The following is a 22,707-nucleotide window of genomic DNA, read 5'->3' on the forward strand; positions in this document are numbered from 1 at the left end:
CGACCAATAAAACCGGTCGTGGTGTTATTATTCGTGTTGTGTTAGACTTATTTTAAAAGACAGATCTTCAAAAGGTAGGAAATAACATTGAAAATTTTAAAAGACAGATTACTTAAAGACGGAAAAGTTATCGGGGATGATGTTTTAGAAGTTGACTCATTTTTAAAACAACAATTAGACCCTGTTTTGATGAAGCAAATGGCTGATGAATTTTACGAACGCTTTAAAGAAAAGAAAGTGACAAAAATTTTGACAGTTGAAGCTTCAGGAATTGCACCAGCTATTATGGTTGGTTACAACTTCAACGTTCCTGTTGTTTTCGGTAGAAAACAAAAATCAGTAACATTGAACGATAACATGTACTCAGCAACCGTGTTTTCATACACACATCAAACCTCAAATGAAATTGTTATTTCGCGTGATTTCTTATCAGCTGATGACCATGTCCTAATCATTGATGACTTCTTGGCTAATGGACAAGCTGTTGAAGGGTTACTAGATATTGTCAATCAAGCAGAAGCAACAGTAGCGGGCGTGGGAATTTCCGTTGAAAAGAGTTTCCAAAAGGGTCGCAAAATGTTAGATGAACAAGGTTACCAAGTGGAATCACTTGCACGTATTTCATCTTTTGAAGGTGGAAAAGTTCACTTTTTAGGTGGAGAATAAAACCAAAAAAGGTCACACGCTTTTAGGCTGTGATCTTTTTTTGTGTGATAAAAACTACATTTAATAATCGATTTTTGCTATACTGGTATGTATTAGCAACGTTACAAATACAAGATGAGAGTAGGCAAAATTGTGAATCAAAACGATATTTTAACTGGACTAAATGACAAGCAAAAAGAAGCTGTCCAACATACAGAAGGTCCTTTGCTCGTAATGGCTGGAGCCGGTAGTGGTAAAACAAGTGTACTAACACGTCGGATTGCATATTTAGTTGATGAAAAAAATATCAATCCTTCTCATATCTTAGCTATTACCTTTACAAATAAAGCAGCCAGAGAAATGAAAGAGCGTGTTCTAGACTTATTAGGAGAAAAAGGTCAGAGTATTTGGATTTCAACTTTCCATGCACTTTGTGTCCGTATCTTGAGAAATGAAGCACCTAAAATCAATTACACAACTTCTTTTACAATTTCAGATCCTGCAGAACAACAAACGTTAGTTAAACAGATTCTAAAAGAACGCAACTATGACCCTAAACTATATAATCCAAAAGCAATTTTAGGGACAATTAGTAATGCTAAAAATGATTTGTTAACACCTGAAAAATTCACAGAATCAGTAAATAGCAGCTTTTCAAAAGTGGTTTCAGAAGTTTACGATCAATACCAAAAAACATTGGTTAATAATCAAGCAATGGACTTTGATGATCTAATAATGAAGACTATTGAATTGTTCAAGACTTCACCTGAAACACTGCACTTTTACCAAGAAAAGTTCCAATATGTTCATGTGGATGAATATCAAGATACTAATGAGGCACAGTATCAAATTGTCAAACTGTTAAGTGCAAAACACCAAAACATTTGTGTAGTTGGTGATTCTGATCAAAGTATTTATGGTTGGCGTGGTGCTAACATGGAAAATATTTTGAATTTTGAACAAGATTATATTGATACTAAAACTATTTTGTTAGAACAAAATTACCGTAGCACCTCACATATCTTAAGTGCGGCTAACAGCGTGATTGAAAATAATAATAATCGTAAGCCTAAAAACCTTTGGACTGACCAAGGTGACGGCGAAAAAGTTAAATACTATCGTGCACAAAATGATTTAGATGAGTCACTGTTTATTGTAGAAAACATTAATGAAGGTGTTAAATCTAAAAAACGTCATTACAGTGATCACGCGATTTTGTATCGAACAAACGCGCAATCAAGAACGATTGAAGAAGGATTTTTGAAAGCATCAATTCCTTACAAGATTGTGGGTGGTCATAAATTTTATGATCGTAAAGAAATTAAAGATTTATTAGCCTATTTAAGATTGATTGATAATCCAAATGATACGATGAGCTTGAATCGAATTATTAATACGCCCAAACGTGGTATTGGTCCAGGTACCTTAGCCAAATTAAATGAGTTTGCGGTAGCAAATAATTGGACCTTACTAGAAGCCGCTAAGAACGTAGCACTTTCATCAATTGGAAGTAAAGCACAAAAAGCGATGCAAGCTTTTTCAGCTATGATGCAAGATTTCATCGATTACCATGATAATCACTCTATCACTTCAATTGTTGAAAAAATGCTGCAGCAAAGTGGTTACACTGAAGACTTAAAAGAACAAAACACTTTAGAAGCACAAACTAGACTTGAAAATATTGATGAATTTTTATCAGTGACTAACAAATTTGATGAAGGTTACGATGAAAGTCAAACTGAACAATCTCGCTTAACCGATTTCTTAGCCGATGTTTCTTTATTATCTGATCAAGATGAAGGCGAGGAAGATGATGATGTTGTGACTTTAATGACACTTCATGCCGCTAAAGGTTTAGAATTTCCAGTAGTCTTTTTAGTGGGAATGGAAGAAGGATTGTTTCCATCTTCAAGAAGTATGGGAGACGAAGATTCTCTTGAAGAAGAACGTCGTTTGGCTTATGTTGGCGTAACTCGTGCAAGAGAGCAACTGTTCTTAACTAATTCACATTCTCGTTTACTATACGGTAGACGTCAATCTAATATGCCTTCACGTTTTGTACAAGAAATTTCATTTGACCACCTCGAAAAAATCGAACCAAAAGTGCAAGAACAACCAGATAATCCACTTAAAGATTATCATAGAAAAGCTTATTCACCGGTATATCATAGCCATGTTGCACCAAAGAGTAAAGGCGCTGTAGGAGCTGAAAAACAACCTTGGCAAGTCGGTGATAAAGTCGCTCATAAAGCATGGGGTGAGGGAACTGTTGTTAAAATAACAGGTAAAGGTGCCGATACAGAATTAGATATTGCATTTGAAAGTCAAGGTGTTAAGCGATTACTTGCTGAGTTTGCACCAATTACTAAGAAATAAAAAGGGATGACATAATGACAATTGAACATCCAGTATATGAGCTAACACACCAACAAGCACAAGAAGAAGTTATTCAGTTACGTAAAACGCTCGACCAATGGGCACAAGAATATTATGATGATGATAATCCGTCTGTCGAAGATTATATTTATGATCAAAATTATCATCGTTTACAAGATATCGAAAAGTATTTTCCAGAACTAATCTCACAAGATTCAATTACGCAAAGAGTAGGAGCATCTGCCTCAACTAAGCTTGAAAAAATTGAACACACACCACCGATGCTTTCCATGAGTGATGTTTTTTCAATGGATGAGTTGGTTGAATTTGATAAGCGAGTTAAAAAGCAGTTGCAAACTAGTGATTTCACTTATAACGTTGAGTTAAAAATTGACGGATTAGCACTTTCAGTTGTTTATGAAGACGGAAAATTAGTTCAAGCTTCAACACGTGGGGATGGATTAATTGGTGAAAACGTTACCGAAAATGTAAAAACCATTGCAGATGTTCCTAAAATATTACCTGAACCATTATCAATGGAATTTCGCGGTGAATGTTATATGCCAAAAAAAGCGTTTGCTGACTTAAATAAAAAGCGCGAACAAGAAGGACAGCAGATATTTGCTAATCCAAGAAATGCTGCCGCAGGTTCATTAAGACAACTTGATTCAGCTGTCACTAAAAGTCGTAACTTGAGTACATTTTTCTATCACTGGGTAGCCACTGATGGAGCAGTCACAACTCAAGTAAAAGCACTAGATAAAATGTCTGAGTTGGGATTAAGTACCAATCCAGACTCTATTGAAGTTCAATCGATTAGTGAAGTTTTGAAGTTTGTCGAAGAATACGAACAAAAGCGTGATAGCTTACCTTACGGGATTGATGGTGTAGTCGTTAAAGTCAATCGGTTTGATTACCAACAACACCTTGGTAACACTGTTAAAGTACCAAGGTGGCAAATTGCCTATAAGTTTGCACCTGAAGAATCGAAAACTATTGTACGGGATATTCAATGGACAGTTGGAAGAACAGGTGTTGTGACACCGACTGCAATTATGGATACTGTACAATTAGCCGGAACAACTGTTTCAAAAGCGACATTGCATAATCCAACATTACTTCATCAAAAAGATGTTAGGTTGTTAGATACTGTATTTATTCACAAAGCTGGCGATATCATTCCTGAGATTTCACGTGTTGTAAAAGAAGATAGGGATGCAAATTCACGACCTTACCAAGTGCCAACACATTGTCCATCATGTGGAGCAGAACTCGTTAATTTGAATGATGAGGTTGCTTTAAGATGTGTTAATCCAATGTGTGAAGCACAAATTACTGAAAAGCTAACGCACTTTGCTTCTCGTAATGCGATGGATATTACAGGACTTGGTCCTCGCATTATTAAACAATTATTTGAGAAAAATCTCATTAAGGATGTCGCAGGACTTTATCAGCTTAAAGAAGATGAGTTATTAGTCTTAGATAAATTTGGTGAAAAATCAGCACATAATTTAGTTGAATCAATTAGTCAAAGTCGTAATAACTCTCTTGAAAAACTGCTTTTTGGATTGGGTATTCGTAATGTTGGTGCAAAAGTAGCTCAAATCATTTGTGAAAAATATGAAAATATTGATAATTTGATGCAAGCTACTTCCGAAGAACTACAACAGATTGATACGGTTGGACAAGTGATTGCGGACGCTATTACTTTATATTTCAAACAAGATCAAGCTAAAAAATTGATTGAAGAGTTAAAAGAATCAGATGTTAATATGGTTTTTCTTAAACCTAAAGCCCCTGATAGTAATAATGAGTTTTTTGATCAAAAAACCATTGTGATAACAGGAACACTTTCTCACTATAAGCGTAAAGAGCTTTCAACACTATTGCAATCATATGGTGCTAACGTGACATCTTCTGTTTCAAAAAATACCGATTTATTAATTTATGGTGAAAATGCGGGATCAAAATACACCAAAGCACAAGAATTGGGTGTTTCGGTGATGGGTGAAGCAACCTTGATTGCTAATTTACAAGAGTAGGAGGCTGTATTTTGAAGAAAATCGCATATCTTATACAGCTTATAATTTTAATGATTATTTTGACAGGTTGTGGCAATCTGCAAAATTCTAACTTGGCGAATAATAATTCTGCTCAGGTTCAAAACACGTTCCAAATTACGGGAACGACTAATGACAATACTTATAATGTTTTGCTTCAAGATGGGCGTTATAAATCTAGTCCTTCTCGTGGTGCGACAGCGACCATGTTAAATTCAGTTGATGTAACAGGGATGGAATCAGGCTTGGTTCAAATTTCAAAACAAGCCTTTTCAACAGAAAAATATATCTTCCAAGAGGGCCAACAAATTAGTCAAAGTGATGCGTATAATTGGTTAGGTCGTTATGACGAAAAAAGTAATCCAGATGGCTTAAACCCAGCTGCTAATTCTGAAACAGATGCTGACAAACGCACACCTGTTTATCTAGAGCAATTACTTGAACAAAATTATATGACAGGTTCAGGCAATAATTACAATGTTCAAGGTATAAGTTTAACGCTAGCAATGAATTCTGTTGACTACTACCAAAAAGAAAAAGATGGCGCAACATACAGCACTAAAATTTCTCGTGAAGACCAAGAAAAGCATGGAAAAGAAATGGCTCAAAAAGTTGTTGAACGGTTGCGACAAAAAGAAGGGCTTAAGAATATTCCAATTGTAATTGCGTTGTATTCACGGCCAAGCGTTGACAGCTTGACTGGTGGCGCATATTTTGCAACAACAACAGTTAACGGTGATAGTGGTTCAATTGGTAATTGGCAAACGATTGACAATCAAACGCAAGTGTTTCCAATCGTTTCTGGTTCTGAAAAGGCCATTAATAGCTCAGACCTTGAAGGTTTTCAAAACTTCAAATCTATTGTACAAGGTTATTTCCCCAACTTAAGTGGGGTTATTGCCAAAAGTAACTATGAAAATGGTAAACTTAATTCAATGACTATAACTGTGAATACACAATTTTATGGTTATCAGCAGATAAATAGTTTTACTAAATTAATTTCTAACAGTGCTGAAAAATATTTGCCTAAAAATGTGCCAATTGAAATTAAAGTTCAAGCTGTTGGTGAAGTTCAATCAGTTGTGATTCGAGACAGCAGTAATTATAATTTCTATAGTCATGTATTTAGTAATGAAAATTAACGGAGGTATTCAATGATTTCTAAAGAAGAAATTGCGCACGTTGCGGCGCTTTCAAGATTAAAATTTAGCGAAGAAGAGCTAGAAATGTTCACACCCCAAATGGACGATATCATCGCCATGGCTGGACAATTGCAAGAAGTGGATACAACTGATGTTGTGCCAACTAACTTAATTGTTGATGAAGTAAACGTCTTCAGAAATGATGAAGTTGAAAAAATGCAAACACGTGAAGAACTACTTAAGAATGTACCTGAAACAAAAGACGGTTTAATCAGAGTGCCTTCAATTATTGACAAGGAGGATGACAATCAATAATGAATTATTTAAACGAATCAATCGACCAATTACATCAAAATTTGGTCCATCAAAAATTGTCAGCTAAAGAACTTGCAACTAACACACTTGATAACATCAAAAAAACAGATGACAAATTCAATTCTTTTATTTCACTAAACGAAAATGCACCTAAAGAAGCTGAAGCTATCACAGAATTCGACACACCTTTGGCAGGAATTCCAATCGCTGTTAAAGATAATATTGTCACAACAGAAATGAAAACAACAGCGGCTAGTCGTATGCTTGAAAATTTTGTATCTGTGTATGATGCAACAGTTGTTTCAAAACTAAAAGACCAAAAAGCTGTCATCATTGGTAAACCAAACTTGGATGAATTCGCAATGGGTTCATCTACTGAAACATCATACTTTGGCGTTTCAAAAAACCCATGGGATCACACTAAAGTTCCAGGTGGTTCTTCTGGTGGTTCAGCAACAGCTGTAGCTAGTGGTCAAGTTGTGGCTGCATTGGGTTCAGACACTGGTGGTTCAATTCGTCAGCCAAGTGCCTTTACTGGTATTTTTGGAATCAAACCAACTTATGGTCGTGTGTCACGTTGGGGATTAATCGCTTTTTCTTCAAGTTTAGACCAAATCGGTGTGATGACTAAACGTGTTAAAGATGCTGCTTACGTTTTAAATGCAATTAGTGGTCATGATGAACGTGATTCAACAAGTTCAATGCGTGAAGTTCCTGACTTTACAAAAGCACTTAACAAAGACGTTAAAGGTCTAAAAATTGCTGTTCCTAAGGAATACTTTGAAATTGGTGTTTCTGACGAAGTTAAACGCGTGGTAAATGAAGCGATTAAGGTTTACGAAGAAAACGGTGCAATCGTTGAAGAAGTAAGCTTGCCACATACTAAATATGTGATTCCAACTTACTACTTGATTGCTTCTAGTGAAGCTTCATCAAACTTACAACGTTTTGATGGTATCCGTTATGGATTCCGTGCAAGTGATGTGAAGAGTTTAGCTGATGTTTATGTCAAAACTCGTTCTGAAGGATTCGGAGACGAAGTTAAACGTCGTATTATGCTTGGTACATTCTCACTTTCAGCAGGAACATACGATGCTTACTTCAAAAAAGCTGCGCAATTGAGAACATTAATCAAACAAGACTTCGACCGTTTATTTGAAAAATATGACTTAGTAATGGGACCAACTGCACCAACAACTGCTTTTGGTATTGATGCTAAAAATGATGATCCAATGACTATGTATGCTAACGATATTCTAACAATCTCAGCAAACATGGCAGGTATCCCAGCAGCAAGTATTCCAGCAGGACTTGCTTCAGATAACATGCCTGTAGGTCTTCAAATCATGGCACAACGCTTTGACGAAGAAGCAATCTTTAATGCTGCAAGCTTCTATGAAGATTACAGTAAATTCTATGAAAAAGTTCCTAGTGAAATGGAGGACAAATAATGAATTTTGAAACAACTATTGGGCTTGAAGTCCACGTTGAATTAAAAACGAACACTAAAATGTTCAGTCCAAGTCCAGTGCAATACGGAGCAGAACCTAACACCAACACAAACGTGATTGACTTTGGTTACCCTGGTGTATTGCCAACTGTGAATAAAGAAGCTTACCGTCTAGGAATTATGGTGGCTTCAGCTATGCACTCAAACGTGTCACCTTACACACATTTTGACCGTAAGAATTACTTCTATCCAGATAATCCAAAAGCTTACCAAATTACACAATCAGAATTTCCATTAGCTACTGATGGTTATATTGAAATTGAAGTGAATGGTTACACTAAAAAAATCCGCTTAGAAGAAATGCACGTAGAAGAAGATGCTGGTAAGAATACTCACGGTACGGATGGCTATTCATCTGTTGACTTGAACCGTCAAGGAACGGCTCTAATCGAAATTGTGTCAAAACCTGATATTGCAACACCAGATGAAGCACAAGCTTACCTTGAAAAGCTACGTCAAATCGTTCAATTTACAGGTGCTTCAGACGTTAAGATGGAAGAAGGATCAATGCGTGTGGATACTAATATTTCACTACGTCCAATTGGTCAAGAAGAACTAGGTGAAAAAGCTGAGCTTAAAAACTTAAACTCATTTAACCACGTTCGTTTAGGTCTTGCTTATGAAGAAAAACGCCAAACTGAAATTTTACTTGCAGGTGGCGAAATCAAACCTGAAACCCGTCGTTTTGATGAAACAACAGGTCAAACTTACTTACTACGTGTGAAAGAAGGGAAAGACGATTACCGTTACTTCCCAGAGCCTGATATTCCAGGATTCCATGTAGCTGATTCATGGGTTGAAGAAATTAAATCACAAATTCCAGAAATGCCAGATGTTCGCCGTAAACGTTATGTTTCTGAATTAGGTATTCCTGAATATGATGCTAATATTTTGACTCAAACTAAAGAAATGTCTGACTTCTTTAATGAAACAGTTGAAAATGGTGGGGATGCAAAACTAGCTTCTAACTGGTTAATGGGTGAAGTGAATGCATACTTGAACACCAACAAAATTGACTTGTTAGAATCAAACCTAACACCTGAAAACTTAGCAACAATGATCAAATTAATTAAAGATGGTACAATTTCTTCAAAAATTGCGAAAAAAGTTTTCCAAGAAACAATTAAAAATGGTACAGAACCTAAAGCTTGGGTCGAAGAAAAAGGACTAGTTCAACAATCTGATCCAGCAGTTTTAGTACCATTGATTAATGATATCTTGGATAATAATGAACAATCTATTGAAGACTACAAAAACGGTAAAGACCGTGCCATTGGGTTCTTAGTTGGTCAAATTATGAAAGCAACTAGAGGTCAAGCTAACCCTAAAGTTGTGAATAAAATTTTGTTAGAAGAATTAGACAAGAAGTAAGGGTGGGCGATTTTAGTGCCAAAAGCCAGATTGATTTATAACCCGACTTCTGGACATTATCCTGTTACTAAAAGTGTTGTTGATATTTTAAAAGTACTTGAGGACGCGGGATTTGAAGCTAGTTCGTTTCAAACGACTGTAGAAGTAGATTCGGCGAAAAATGAGGCAACCCGTGCGGCTAAAGCAGGGTTTGACTTAATCGTTTCAGCCGGTGGAGATGGAACATTAGATCAAGTCATCAATGGAATTGCCCCGTTGGTAACAAGGCCTAAAGTGGCTGTTATTCCAGCAGGAACCGCTAATGATTTTGCCAGAGCGTTGAATATTCCTAGAAATAACTTCAAAGAAGCAGCTGAAGTTATTTTAAAAGGACAAACACAAAAGTTAGATATTGGACGTGCTTACTCAAGTACAAATAGTCAATACTTTGTGAATAATGCCGGCGGTGGCCATGTTACAGAAGTAACCTATGCACCTACTTGGCAGCAAAAGTCTATTTTCGGTTATAGTGCTTACTTGCTTAATGCTATTAAACTATTAGCTGGATTACAGTCTAGAAAAATGCGTCTGACGTATGACACAGGTGTTTATGAAGGAGAAACGGTATTGTTCTTGTTGGGATTAACCAATTCAATTGGTGGATTTGAAAAGATATTACCGATTCCTGAATTTTCAGATGGTAATTTTGGCTTACTGATTGTAAAACCAACACAACTTAATCGACTATTTCGATTGATTAAGTTGGCAGTCAAAAATCGCCAACATTTAACGGATGATGATGTGATTTTTGTAAAAACTAAGACGCTCGAAGTTGAATTGCTAGATCAAAATAGTCATGGCAATGATGTCAATATTGATGGTGAAAAAGGAACAGCCTTTCCGCTATCATTTGAAAATTTGACGCAACATATCGAGTTTTATGTAAACTTTTAAAATGTACTAAAAAACTGTACCTAAATTTTTGGGTACAGTTTTTTAAAGCCTAGGAGATAATATGCTAAATAAGAATCAAGAAATACAATTGACAATTACTGATTTGAGTTATGAAGGAATGGGTGTTGCACATACAGAAGAAGGTATGACACTGTTTGTTGATAACGCATTACCAGGTGAAGTAGTGATTGCTAAAATCATGAAACTAAAAAAAGGATTTGGTTTTGCAAAAACCATGTCAATTGAAACAAAAAGTCCAGAACGTGTAGAAATGGTCTCAAATAAGTGGGCACAAACAGGGATTGCGCCACTTGCCCATTTAACTTATGATAAACAACTGGAATTCAAAACTAAGCAAGTCAAAACATTAGTTGAAAAGAATAAGTTAGATGTGGATGTGCTAGATACCATAGCATCACCTAATGAATTAGCTTATCGTAATAAAGCGCAAATTCCCGCTCGTCAAGTTAATGGTCAACTTGAAGTAGGGTTCTTCCGTAAACGGTCACATGATTTGGTTGAGATGGAAGACTTTTTAATTCAAGATACTAAGATTGATAATACAATTAAAGGTGTTCGTGATATCTTACGTCGATATGATATTGCTGGATACGATGAAAAAAATCATCGTGGTCAAGTGAAAAATGTAATTGTTCGTCGTGGTTATTTTACCGGTGAAATCATGGTGATTTTAGTTTGTTTGGATAAAAAATTCAAATATTTACAAAAAATTGCAGATGAAATTGAACAATTAGAAGAAGTTAAAAGTGTTTACCTAAATCACAATCCTCAAAAAACTAATGTGATTATGGGTAAAAAGAATCGCTTATTAGCAGGTAATTCTTATATTACAGACAAAATCGGTGATCAAACTTTTATGATTTCACCACAATCATTTTTCCAAATTAACTCAAGCCAAACGCCAACCCTTTATCAAAAAGCAGTTGAAATGGCACAATTAAATGAAGATGATGAAGTATTAGATACTTATTCAGGGATTGGGACAATTGGTCTTTCTGTGGCTAAAAAAGTCAAAAGTGTAACCGGTGTTGAAGTCGTGAAATCAGCGGTAGATGATGCCAAAAATAATGCGACTTTAAACCACATTACCAACTCAGAATTCTTCTTAGGTAAGTCAGAAGAATATATGAATCACTGGGCAGAAGAAGGCAAAAAAGCGACAGTTGTAATTGCTGATCCACCAAGAAAAGGTGTAACTAGTGAATTCATTCAATCTACTGCTAAAATTGCACCTCGTAAGGTGATTTACATTTCATGTAATCCAGCTACTTTGATGCGTGATATTAAAGAATTTGAAGAATACGGTTATACAACCAAAACAATTCAACCAGTTGATATGTTCCCAATGACACAACATGTGGAATGTGTGACGGTGCTTGAGAAAAACTAAAAAACGTTGCAGGAGAAAACCTGATAACAATTTATAAATAAGTATAAGAAAAAGACCTAGGTCATATGACCTAGGTCTTTCTTTATGTATTGCCAACTATAAATGGCTAATAAGTGTAAACTTTGCTTACGCATTGTTTTATTTTAACTCAGTATGTCAAATCAATAAGGTTAATGAATTGGGAGCTACCCAACTCTTACCGCTTTTATAATACAACAAAAAAATTACTTATGCAAATATTAATTTGTAAAAATAAATAATCTGTTTTATTATAGCTAGTACTTAGAAGGAGGACTAAAAATGACATATAGAAACTATCATATTGGACTAGATATTGGAACATCGTCAGTTGGATTTGCTGTAAGATATGACAATGGTGAATTAGTTCATAAAAAAGGAAGCAACTTAGTTGGGGCTAGATTATTCAAAGAAGGGGAAACAGCCGAAGAAAGACGTCTTAATAGGGGAGCACGTAGAAGATATAACAGAAGAAAATGGCGTTTAAATTTATTAAATCAAATTTTCAAACCATTAATTGAAGTAAATGATCCAACATTCTTTAAAAGGCTAGAACAGTCAAACCTAGTTAATTATGATAAATCAGAATCTTTTAGCTTATTAAATAATCAATCAGATGATAAGTTGCATCAGCAATTCCCAACAATTTATCATTTAAGAGATTATTTGATGAAAAGCACAGAAAAAGCAGATATTAGGCTTATTTATTTAGCAGTTCATCATATTGTTAAGTATCGAGGCAATTTTTTAGATGCTTCGCCTGTAGATTCATTTGAAGCATCTAACTTAAAGGTAGACGAAATTCTTACACAAATTAATTTATTATTGGATAATTTAACAGACGATTTACGACTTAATACTCAATATGTAACAGACATCGAACAAACTTTACTTTCCAATACTGAAAGTAATAAAGATAAAGAAAAAGTTATTCAAAAACTACTACTACATAAAGAAGCAATTAAGATTGATAAAGATAGGACTGCTCAGATTGCGAAATTGGTTTTAGGTTATAAAGCTGACATAGCCAAATTATTTGGAATTACTGAAAAACTTCAAACACCTAAATTAGAATTATCAGCTGCCAATAGTGACGATGCTTTGATGGAACTAAGTGCAGAATTAAATGAAGACCAAATAGGTATTTTACTCCAATTAAAAACACTTTATTCAAGAGTCAGACTTAACCAAATTATTCCTTCAGGAACTAGTTTATCTAAGTCTATGATTGAAAAATATGAGTTGCATCATACACAATTAAAATCATTCAAAGAAAACATTTTATTAAAGTTACGAAGAAATACTGCAGTTAGACGAAATTTAGAATTAGCTTATGCTTTATATGTTGGGAACGCTCAGACAAAACAAGAAGTTTTTGAACCTAAAAAAGCTCGATTTACAAGTGATGACTTTGCGAGTTTAAAAGCTAATGCAAAATCAGCATCTAGTGTTAAAGAGGCACCCAAAAATACAAAAACGAAATTAACAACTGATGACTTCTACAATATACTAACTGAACTGTTTGCGACATTTGAATCAGAATTGTCAGCAGACGAAGATATGATAAAAGAAGTTGAACAAATTAAAAAAGCAATTACTGGGGATAATTATTTACCTAAGCAAAGAACAGATCAAAATGGTAATATTCCGCATCAACTGCATCAAATTGAATTAAGGCAAATTCTTCAAAATCAACTGCCACATTATCCAGAAATGGATAAAATCAATGAGCAAAAGCCAATAGAAAAACTAGTAACATTTCGTGTTCCTTATTATATTGGCCCATTAATTACGCCTGAAGACCAACAAAAGTCATCAGCTGCTAATTTTGCTTGGATGAAGCGAAAAGAACAAGGTGCAATTACACCTTGGAATTTTGATGATAAAGTTGATCGCATGCAATCTGCTACAAACTTTATTAAAAGAATGACTGTTAAAGATACTTATTTAATTAATGAAGATGTTTTACCAGATAGAAGTCTCTTATACCAAAGATTTAAAGTTTTAAATGAATTAAATTTAGTCAAAGTTAATAACCAATTGTTGTCAATTGGTGAGAAACAAGCTATTTATCATGATTTATTCGAAAAACAAAAAACAGTAAGCACTAAAAAATTGCAAAGTTATCTTCAAAGCGAACAAGGATATGGGGATAATATCGAGATATCAGGCTTATCAAATCCAGACAAATTTAATAATGGCTTAACTACATATATTGATTTCAAAAATATTTTTGGTGATTTAGTCGAAGATACAACGAAGCAAAAAGAATTTGAGCAAATAATAGAATGGTCAACAGTATTTGAAGATAGAGCTATTTTTAAAGCAAAATTGCAAGAAGTGAACTGGTTGACAGAAGAACAGATTAAGGCACTGGTAGCTAAGAGATATAGTGGCTGGGGCAGATTATCTTATCGACTACTCGCAGAGTTAGTAAATGACAATGGTGAAAGAATTATTGATATTTTGTGGAATAACAAAGGGAGCAATTTGATGAGTATTGTCTCGCAAGATGAGTTTCAACAGCAAATTGCACGAATCAATAGCCACGAAGTTCAAGAACTTGGGATGGAAAGTGTTTTGGCTAATGCTTATACTTCACCGCAAAATAAAAAAGCCATTCGACAAGTAATGAAAGTTGTCGATGACATTCAATTAGCAATGAATGGACAGGCACCAACCTCGATTTCAATTGAATTTACTCGAAAACCTGAAGAAAATAGTGAAATTAGCAAGTCTAGATATGAAACAATTACCTCAATTTATCAATCACTTTCTAAAGATATTGAAAAAGAGGTGAAGGATAATCTAAATAAGAACAAGAGCAGTCTTAAAAAGAATCTGTCAGATAAATACTATCTGTACTTTACACAATTAGGACGCGATATTTACACAAATCAACCCATTCCATTTAATGAAATTCCTTATTATGACATTGATCATATTGTGCCACGTTCAGTTGAAATGAATGATTCTTTAAACAATCGAGTACTAGTAGCGAAAAGCATTAACCAAATCAAAAAAAATAATGCACCTATCGATAGTTCATTGAAGATAACAAGTGAAACACGTCAGTTGTGGAAAAAATTATTAGATAGTGGCTTAATTACCAAACAAAAATATTATAAATTAAGCAGTAGTATTAAGAATACGGTTAGTCCTTACGTTAAACAGGGCTTCATTAATCGTCAGTTGGTAGAAACTAGCCAAGTTATCAAATTGGTTGCTAATATTTTGGGAACTAAGTATCAAAATGATGATACTGAAATTATTGAAGTTAAAGCCCATTTAAACTCTGAAATTCGTAAGACTTTTGAGTTCTATAAACTTCGAGAACTTAATGACTATCATCACGGATTCGATGCTTATTTGACAACACTTGTTGGTGGTTACTTATATAATCGTTATCCTAAGTTAAGAAGCTATTTTGTTTATGGTGATCATAAGCGTTTAGATAAAGCACAACTTTCTGAACTTAAAAACTTTAACTTCTTACATGGCTTGACTAATCCAAAGTCTGGTTCAGACGGGTTAATTACTGCATCTGGCTCACAACAAGTTGTGTTAGACAGAAATGAAACGATCAAAAGATTAAACAAAATTTATCGATACAAATATATGTTAATCTCTCGTGAAGTATTTACTAAACAAGGACAATTCTATAACGAGACGATTTATCCAGCAAAACCTAATACAGCTAAAATGATACCTTTGAAAGACAACAAGCCAAGTGAAGTCTATGGTGGATATTCAAGTAGTAACGTTTCTAAGATTGCTTTGATAAAGGAAAAGAATACTGATAATTATCAGTTTATTGGTATTCCAATTCGCTCTATTGCTAAATTAAAGCAAGCAAAAGCCAATAGTAAAACAGTTTATCAAACTGAACTCAATCGAGTGATTAAATCTGTATTAGCTAGTCAAAAAACTAAAAAGCAAAAAGAATTTGAAGTTATATTGGATAACGTTAAATATAACCAAGTGGTGGTTGATCAAGGAGAGAAATACTATCTAGGAAGTCCTTACTATAAAAAGAATGCAAAACAGTTAGTGATTAGTCCTGAATCGGTTAAAATATTGGCTGATAAAGCAACTGCAGACTTACCTGAACAAGAGGCTCACAACAAATTAATGACAGTTTATCAAGAGATTGTAGACGTATTAAATAAGCATTTTGCTTTATATGATATAAATAATGTTCGAAAAAAATTAAATGACGGATTAATTAAATTTAGCCAATTGCCAAATTATGATGAAACATCAAAAAATAGATTTGATATTTCTAAGTCAATTAAGACTAAGTATGCTGTTATTATGAGAATTTTGAGTGGTATTAAAAATCAAACAAGCGAGGTTCCAGAACTTGGCTTAAAATCTCCGTTAAATAAGATGCAAACAAAAGGTGGTATAAAAATTTCACCCGAAGCTAAAATATATTACTCATCACCGACTGGAATTTTTAGTCACTTTAAACAAGTTAAAAATCTATAATTAATGAAAACCAGTTGATCTTTTTTCAGCTGGTTTTTTTATACCTAAAGGGGGATGCAAAAATGAAACAAAGAAGTGTTATTATTACGCAACATGCTAAGTTATCTTACTCAGCTAATTCAATGGTTGTCCAAACAATGATGGATATTAATTATGTTCCAATAGATGATATTTACCTAATTATTGTACAAACGACAAGAGCGGTTTTGACGACAGAATTGATTAATCAAATTAGTCAGCATCAAATTAAATTAGTTTTTACTGATTCATCTGGACAACCAATATGCGAAACAGTCAATTATTATTCGAACAATCAAACGGTCTCAACGTTAACATCACAAGTTAATTGGGATACTGGGCAAAAAGAAACTTTATGGACACAACTAGTCAAAACTAAAATTCAAAACCAAATTACCAATTTGAAAACACACGATTTAGAATATAAAGATTTAAATAAGCAACTTGATGCAGTTAAAAGTAATGATAGTACTAATAGAGAGGCTGTTGTAGCACGGTCTTACTTTGTTCGTTTGTTTGGTGAAACCTTTGTAAGAAAACAAGAGACACCAATCAATGCAGCACTGAATTACGGGTATTCTATTATACTAGCTGAGATAAATCGAAATATTGTTGCAAATGGCTATACTCCCACAATAGGTATTCATCATCATAGGGAAGATAATCATTTTAATTTTGGATCAGATTTAATTGAACCCTTTAGACCGATTATCGATGATTGGATATCCAATCAAAAATTCTATGAATTTACGTCAGATATTAAATTTGGCTTAGTACGGTTATTAAGTGCCGAAGTTCGTTATCAAGGCCGCTCAATGTATTTGAACAATGCAGTTACGCAATATGTAATGGATTGTGTGAAATTTTTGAATGGTAAAAAAGAGATGACAACTATTGAATTGGAGTTGATTGGTTATGAGGTATAGAGTTATGAGATTAATGATTATGTTTGATTTGCCAACAGAAACAAGCGAAGAAAAAAGGCTGTATCGAAAGTTTAGAAAGAAGTTAATAACCGAAGGGTTTATTATGATTCAGTATTCTATTTATAGTCGTGTTTGTGTTAATAAAAAATCGGCTACTTATTTAGAGCAAAAATTAGCCAAAGCAGCACCTGAAAATGGGCAGATTCAAAGCTTAATGTTAACTGAAAAGCAATATAATGATATGCATTTTATAACAGGGCAACCAGTTAAAGATGTGCGGAATTCTGCGGAAAGGACGATTATTCTATGATTATTTCTTATTTATCTCATCACAAAGTAGAGGTGAAAAAAGGGAAGATAACGTATGTTGGAACAGGTAATCGCCAAGTTTATTTAGATTTTGTGCAAGGATTTAAAGATAGCAATGAAAAAATCAAATTGTTTACGGATGAGTATGATAAGCTGACAGTCAGAAAAGAAATTGATTGGTTAGGAAGCTTGATAGATTATGAGACGATACCGAGTAAGATTACTAAAAAAGTTATTACAACAATTACTGATAATCTGACAAATGAGGAAATCAATCAGATGCAACAGATACATCGTCAAATGACTAAATTGATCCAGCAAAAATTATTTATGACAGATTTACCCTTGGTAGTTAATTTTGATTATACTAATGCCAAGCTATTTAAATATGCCGAAGTAAAATTTGATTCAACTATTTTTCTTAACCCTTTGGAATTATTGCTAACTTATATTAAAATTCATGCTGAGTGTCAAGACGAACGAATTGTTACAGTTATTAACCCCAGTCATTTTTTAACCGTGGAAGATATGATAGTTGTAGAGCGATTATGTCAGGAAACACAAGTTTCTTTGTTGATGATTGATTATTTACATCAAGTAGATTTTATGAACTATTCTCACTGCCTAAAATATTATATTGATGAAGACTTTATTGATTATTTCTAGTATTATTTATATAATTAAGAGGTCAAATCAAAGTTAGTTAGCCACTAACATACTTGTATTATTAAAATATAATGAAATATCTCAATTGTGAAAAAAGAAAGCTTTGGAGGCTTATTTAGTAGTAATTGATTAAGGTCAACTTTATTGGTTAATGACATGTTTATGATAAAATGATGGTTTTAGAAGTATGTCAAATCAATAAGGTTAATACCACAGGTCAAGACTACGTCAATGATCAACCACGTTTTAGAAGTATGTCAAATCAATAAGGTTAATACCGTTGAAGCAGTATAGAACTACTGGCTACTTGTTTTAGAAGTATGTCAAATCAATAAGGTTAATACCTAAAATTATGAACACAGTAAACTTAATTGGGTTTTAGAAGTATGTCAAATCAATAAGGTTAATACCAAGCTACTTACACCGCTGTTTGTCCCTTCGGTTTTAGAAGTATGTCAAATCAATAAGGTTAATACCTTAAAAGCTTTAACATGTGGACCCAATCTGGTTTTAGAAGTATGTCAAATCAATAAGGTTAGATTGAATAATTGAAGTAAATTGAGAATATGAGTATAGAAGAGTTGAGCTATGAAAAAAAGTTTGACTCTTTTTTATTTAAAAATCAATTAAGTTCATCATCATATCAAGATAAATTAAAGCCGACATGATAGGGTTAGTATTCAAATGAATTCTCTTTGGAGGAGAAACGATGAAATCTATTAAGAAAAGACAGCTTTTATTGGGGTTAGTTGTCTTATTGTACAGTATTATCGTATTATCTTATGCACTTTTTCCTAAAGCTGAGTTGAATCAATTTTTATCAACACAATTAGGGCTAGCACAGGTTTATGCATTTTCACTGTTTTTTGGTATTGTGATCATAATCTTCGCATTATTAATGATTGGCGTGAATAGCTACAAGAAAGATAATCGAAAGCCCTCACTTATCATGTGGTTAATGATGATAGTATTATCAGGCGTCTTAGTCGTGGGTAGTTGTGAGAGGAGCTTTACTAATCAGTTGGTTGATTCAAACCAGTCATCGTTCAAAATAGTGTCATACAATTCAGCTAATCAACTCAGTTCTGCTAATATTCAAACTATTTTTGGCGAATATAACACTGATATTGCAGTTCTTCCTGAGTTTGATGAACGTCCGTCAAGTTCGGATTCTCGTGAGCGAATTCAACAACTATTTAAGGCAGCTAACGTGAATTATAATCAGTACGACGTGTTTATTTCAGATCATCCAACAGGAGTCGCAGGAGTGACGACAATCGTCAAAAAGTCATTTGCTCAATTCACGCAACAAAAAAATATGCCACAACCAACTTTTAAAAGTGTTAATTTGAAATCTCAAACTGCAAATGTTCCAAGTATTATTGGGTTACATGCTGCACCACCGATTCCAGGCTATTTAATGAATTACTGGCAAAAAGATTTACGAACAATCAGCAATCAACTAGCCAACCAAAATCCAGATAGTATCTTGATTGGTGATTTTAATGCCAACATGAAGCATGGCCAGTTGACCAATATAACCACACATGAAGATGGACTCAATGCACTACCTGTTTTTGAAAGAGGGACGTGGCCGGTTTCAAAGTTACCAAGTTATTTTAGAACACCAATAGACCATGTTTTATTACCTAAAAACCAGTACACTATTAAAGATATTAAGCTTCAAGATTTAAAAACCTCAGACCATATGGCAATCTTTATGGAAGTGCAAAAAAATAAAGCCTAGGCAACTGCCTAAGCTTTATTTTTATGATGATAGTAATAGTAAACAGGAAGACCTGTTAAAGTCACTAAGACACCAATAATTGATAATTGGAATTGTGTGATAAAGGTTGCAATCACGATGAAGCCACCACCCAAGATGGAAATAATCGGAATGATAGGGTAGAACAGTACCTTGTAAGGGCGTTCAAGTTCAGGCTCGCGTTTTCTCAATATTAAAACGGCAATTGAAATTAAAGTGGTAAAGGTCCACATCACAAAGACCAACATGTTGGTTAAGTTGTCAAAATTACCTAAGAATAGTAATAAGATAGAAATACCACAAATTAATAGGCCAGAAATCATAGGAACACCAAAACGGTTTAGTTTCTTTAAATGCTGACTGAATGGTAGTTGGTTGCTTTGAGCGAGTGTATAAGGCAAACGCATCCCTGTCATTACAAACCCATTAATTGTGCCATAAACAGAAACTAAAATACCAATTGTCACCAAGCGACCACCTAAATTACCAAACAGTACACGAGAGCTATCAAAAGCAGCATTTGGATTACCTGCTAGTTGCTCAATCGGTAGACTTGATAAAAACGCAAAGTTGATAAGTACGTAGATAACAGTAACTAAACTTAGTCCTAATATAATAGCCTTAGGTAAGTCTTTGCTAGGTCGTTTTAATTCTCCAGCAATATTACCAACATTAATCCACCCTTCATAAGCATACATTGCCGAAAGTAGTCCCCCACTTAATGCTACAAAAAAGGGCACATTCTCACCCGCTGTAATAGGGAACAAGTCAACGGGTACTTTTGGATCATGAATTAGTCCAACAATTACGATTAATGCAACAGGAATCAACTTAATGACCAAAGACACTACTTGTAAAATCCCCGATGCTTTATTACCAATAAAGTTAATCAAAGCAACTGAAAGTAAACAAAGTACAGCCAAAGGAATAATCCATTGATGGTTAATTCCTAGTAGTGCAGTAAGTTGTTGGGAAAAAACGAGCATTAATGAAGCAATAGAGGCAGGAAAATAAATTAAAATTTGTGCCCAACCATATAAAAAACTAAGCGGTTTACCATAAGTATACTCAATATATTTAATAGGCCCCCCAGTAACAGGTAGTGCAGTTGCTAATTCAGCTACTGTTAAGCCACTAGCAATTGATAAAACCCCAGCAAATAGCCATACAAAGATGGTCATGCTAGTAGATTGAGTTAGCTGTGTAATAGAGGCAATTTTAAAGAAGATACCTGATCCAATCACAATTCCCATAACTGTTGATAATGCTTGTGAAAATTTGAGATTTTTTTTCATTTCTTGTGACATAAGACAAAACTCCTAAAATTAATCATTAAAAAAAGTCTTCTTAATTAAGAAGACTTTTCATTTTTTCTTTTTTGATAAAAATAAATGGGTAGTCCAATTAAAGTAACTAATATTCCGATAATAGACAGTTGAAATTGTGTGATTAAAGTTGAAACAACAATGAATAGTCCACCAAGGATTGAAATGATTGGAATTACAGGATAAAACAGAACTTTATAAGGACGTTCAAGTTCTGGTTCACGTTTTCTTAAAACGATAACACCTATTGATAGTAGCGTTGTAAAGCTCCAAATAACAAAGACTAACATGTCTGTTAGTAGATTAAAGCTTCCTAGGAAAATCATAATGAATGTAATTGCTAAAATGAACAATCCTGAAATATAAGGTGCACCGGATTTGTTTATTTTCTTGAAATAGCCGCTAAAAGGCAGACTACCTGTTGAAGCTAATGTATAAGGAACACGAATACCAGTCATTGTATAACCATTAATTGTGCCATATACTGAAACTAAGATACCGAGTGTTACCAAACGGCCACCAAAGTCACCAAAGAATAGTCGTGAACTATCAAAGGCGGCATTCCCATTACCGGCTAGTTGATCAATAGGAAGTGCTGAAACAAAAGCATAGTTAATTAAAACATAAATCAAGGTTACTAAACTTAGTCCCAAAATAATAGCTTTAGGTAGGTCTTTTTTAGGATTCTTCATTTCACCAGCCATATTACCAACGTTAATCCAACCATCATAAGCAAACATTGTCGCTAGTAATCCGCCACTTAAAGCAGTAAAGAAAGGTGTACCTTCGCCTGATGTAATTGGAAATAACGATGGACTAACAGGACTCGGTTTAAATAAACCAAAGACAATAATAAGTATAATAGGAATTAGTTTAGCAATCATTGTAATTGTTTGTAATTTACCTGAGACTTTATTACCAACAAAATTAAGAAGCATTATTGATGTTGAAACAATTAATGCAACAGGCACTATTAATACTTTATCAATGCCAAACAAACTTGCAAATTGTTCACCAAATATAATACTTAAAGCGGCGATGTTAGCTGGAAAGTAAATGGCCATTTGTGACCAACCAAATAAAAATCCAGCGGGCTTACCGTAAGTATATTCAATGTATTTAGTTGCGCCACCTGTAACAGGGAGTGCGGTTGCAAGTTCTGAAACAGTCAATCCACTTGCAATAGACAAAAGTCCAGCCAATACCCACACAAATACGGTTAAACTGGCAGACTGTGTTGAACTGGCGACACTAGATATTTTGAAAAATACCCCTGCACCAATCACAATCCCCATCACAGTTGAGAGCGCTTGTGAGAAATTCATAGTCTTTTTTAAATTATTAGACATCTAACGATTCCACCTTCTTATTTAAATATTTTTCAATTCTCCATTATACAGAAAAATAAAATAGGAAGATAGATGAT

The 22,707-nt window shown here is 34.1% G+C and carries 16 protein-coding genes and 1 CRISPR repeat array; of the genes, 14 read left to right on the forward strand and 2 right to left on the reverse strand.

Annotation, left to right across the window (positions count from 1 at the left end):
* The first annotated feature begins 87 nt into the window (after positions 1 to 87).
* From FC86_RS01820 to FC86_RS01885, 14 genes are all read left to right on the forward strand, one after another.
* Positions 88 to 666: a xanthine phosphoribosyltransferase gene (locus FC86_RS01820; RefSeq protein WP_056974325.1), complete on the forward strand. Its 579-nt coding sequence runs from the start codon at positions 88 to 90 to the stop codon at positions 664 to 666.
* A 132-nt stretch (positions 667 to 798) separates the two neighbouring features.
* A complete protein-coding gene (gene pcrA / locus FC86_RS01825) occupies positions 799 to 3,021 on the forward strand; it encodes a DNA helicase PcrA (RefSeq protein ID WP_056974326.1) in 2,223 nt (740 codons plus the stop codon).
* A gap of 14 nt (positions 3,022 to 3,035) precedes the next feature.
* Positions 3,036 to 5,063, forward strand: a complete 2,028-nt coding sequence (ligA, locus tag FC86_RS01830) for an NAD-dependent DNA ligase LigA (RefSeq protein ID WP_056974327.1) — start codon at positions 3,036 to 3,038, stop codon at positions 5,061 to 5,063.
* Positions 5,064 to 5,074: 11 nt separating this feature from the next.
* Positions 5,075 to 6,223 (forward strand): CamS family sex pheromone protein, encoded by a 1,149-nt coding sequence (locus FC86_RS01835; protein WP_056974328.1) that lies wholly within the window; start codon positions 5,075 to 5,077, stop codon positions 6,221 to 6,223.
* A 12-nt stretch (positions 6,224 to 6,235) separates the two neighbouring features.
* Positions 6,236 to 6,538 (forward strand): Asp-tRNA(Asn)/Glu-tRNA(Gln) amidotransferase subunit GatC, encoded by a 303-nt coding sequence (gene gatC / locus FC86_RS01840; protein ID WP_056974329.1) that lies wholly within the window; start codon positions 6,236 to 6,238, stop codon positions 6,536 to 6,538.
* Positions 6,538 to 7,989, forward strand: coding sequence for an Asp-tRNA(Asn)/Glu-tRNA(Gln) amidotransferase subunit GatA (gatA, locus tag FC86_RS01845; RefSeq protein ID WP_056974330.1), 1,452 nt, complete (start codon positions 6,538 to 6,540; stop codon positions 7,987 to 7,989). Before gatC ends, gatA begins: the two co-directional genes overlap by 1 nt.
* A complete protein-coding gene (gene gatB, locus FC86_RS01850; protein WP_056974331.1) occupies positions 7,989 to 9,419 on the forward strand; it encodes an Asp-tRNA(Asn)/Glu-tRNA(Gln) amidotransferase subunit GatB in 1,431 nt (476 codons plus the stop codon). Before gatA ends, gatB begins: the two co-directional genes overlap by 1 nt.
* 9 nt (positions 9,420 to 9,428) lie before the next feature.
* Positions 9,429 to 10,352: a diacylglycerol kinase gene (locus FC86_RS01855; RefSeq protein WP_156403323.1), complete on the forward strand. Its 924-nt coding sequence runs from the start codon at positions 9,429 to 9,431 to the stop codon at positions 10,350 to 10,352.
* A 61-nt stretch (positions 10,353 to 10,413) separates the two neighbouring features.
* Positions 10,414 to 11,763, forward strand: coding sequence for a 23S rRNA (uracil(1939)-C(5))-methyltransferase RlmD (gene rlmD, locus FC86_RS01860; RefSeq protein WP_056974333.1), 1,350 nt, complete (start codon positions 10,414 to 10,416; stop codon positions 11,761 to 11,763).
* Positions 11,764 to 12,063: 300 nt separating this feature from the next.
* Positions 12,064 to 16,272 (forward strand): type II CRISPR RNA-guided endonuclease Cas9, encoded by a 4,209-nt coding sequence (gene cas9 / locus FC86_RS01865; RefSeq protein WP_056974334.1) that lies wholly within the window; start codon positions 12,064 to 12,066, stop codon positions 16,270 to 16,272.
* A 62-nt stretch (positions 16,273 to 16,334) separates the two neighbouring features.
* Positions 16,335 to 17,216, forward strand: coding sequence for a type II CRISPR-associated endonuclease Cas1 (cas1, locus tag FC86_RS01870; protein WP_056974335.1), 882 nt, complete (start codon positions 16,335 to 16,337; stop codon positions 17,214 to 17,216).
* A gap of 4 nt (positions 17,217 to 17,220) precedes the next feature.
* Positions 17,221 to 17,526: a CRISPR-associated endonuclease Cas2 gene (gene cas2 / locus FC86_RS01875; RefSeq protein WP_056974405.1), complete on the forward strand. Its 306-nt coding sequence runs from the start codon at positions 17,221 to 17,223 to the stop codon at positions 17,524 to 17,526.
* On the forward strand, positions 17,523 to 18,191 hold the full coding sequence (csn2, locus tag FC86_RS01880) for a type II-A CRISPR-associated protein Csn2 (RefSeq protein WP_056974336.1): 669 nt from the start codon (positions 17,523 to 17,525) through the stop codon (positions 18,189 to 18,191). Before cas2 ends, csn2 begins: the two co-directional genes overlap by 4 nt.
* 176 nt (positions 18,192 to 18,367) lie before the next feature.
* Positions 18,368 to 18,734: direct repeats of the CRISPR family, unit length 36 nt; unit sequence GTTTTAGAAGTATGTCAAATCAATAAGGTTAATACC.
* Positions 18,735 to 18,900: 166 nt separating this feature from the next.
* Positions 18,901 to 19,938: an endonuclease/exonuclease/phosphatase family protein gene (locus FC86_RS01885; protein WP_056974337.1), complete on the forward strand. Its 1,038-nt coding sequence runs from the start codon at positions 18,901 to 18,903 to the stop codon at positions 19,936 to 19,938.
* An 8-nt stretch (positions 19,939 to 19,946) separates the two neighbouring features.
* Here FC86_RS01885 and FC86_RS01890 read toward each other — a convergent pair whose 3' ends face one another.
* Positions 19,947 to 21,251, reverse strand: a complete 1,305-nt coding sequence (locus FC86_RS01890; RefSeq protein ID WP_201779562.1) for an APC family permease — start codon at positions 21,249 to 21,251, stop codon at positions 19,947 to 19,949.
* Positions 21,252 to 21,307: 56 nt separating this feature from the next.
* Entirely contained in the window at positions 21,308 to 22,630 is a 1,323-nt protein-coding gene (locus FC86_RS01895) for an APC family permease (RefSeq protein ID WP_056974339.1), read from the reverse strand.
* Positions 22,631 to 22,707: the final 77 nt, after the last annotated feature.

The sequence above is a fragment of the Holzapfeliella floricola DSM 23037 = JCM 16512 genome (assembly GCF_001436605.1).
GTDB lineage: Bacteria > Bacillota > Bacilli > Lactobacillales > Lactobacillaceae > Holzapfeliella > Holzapfeliella floricola.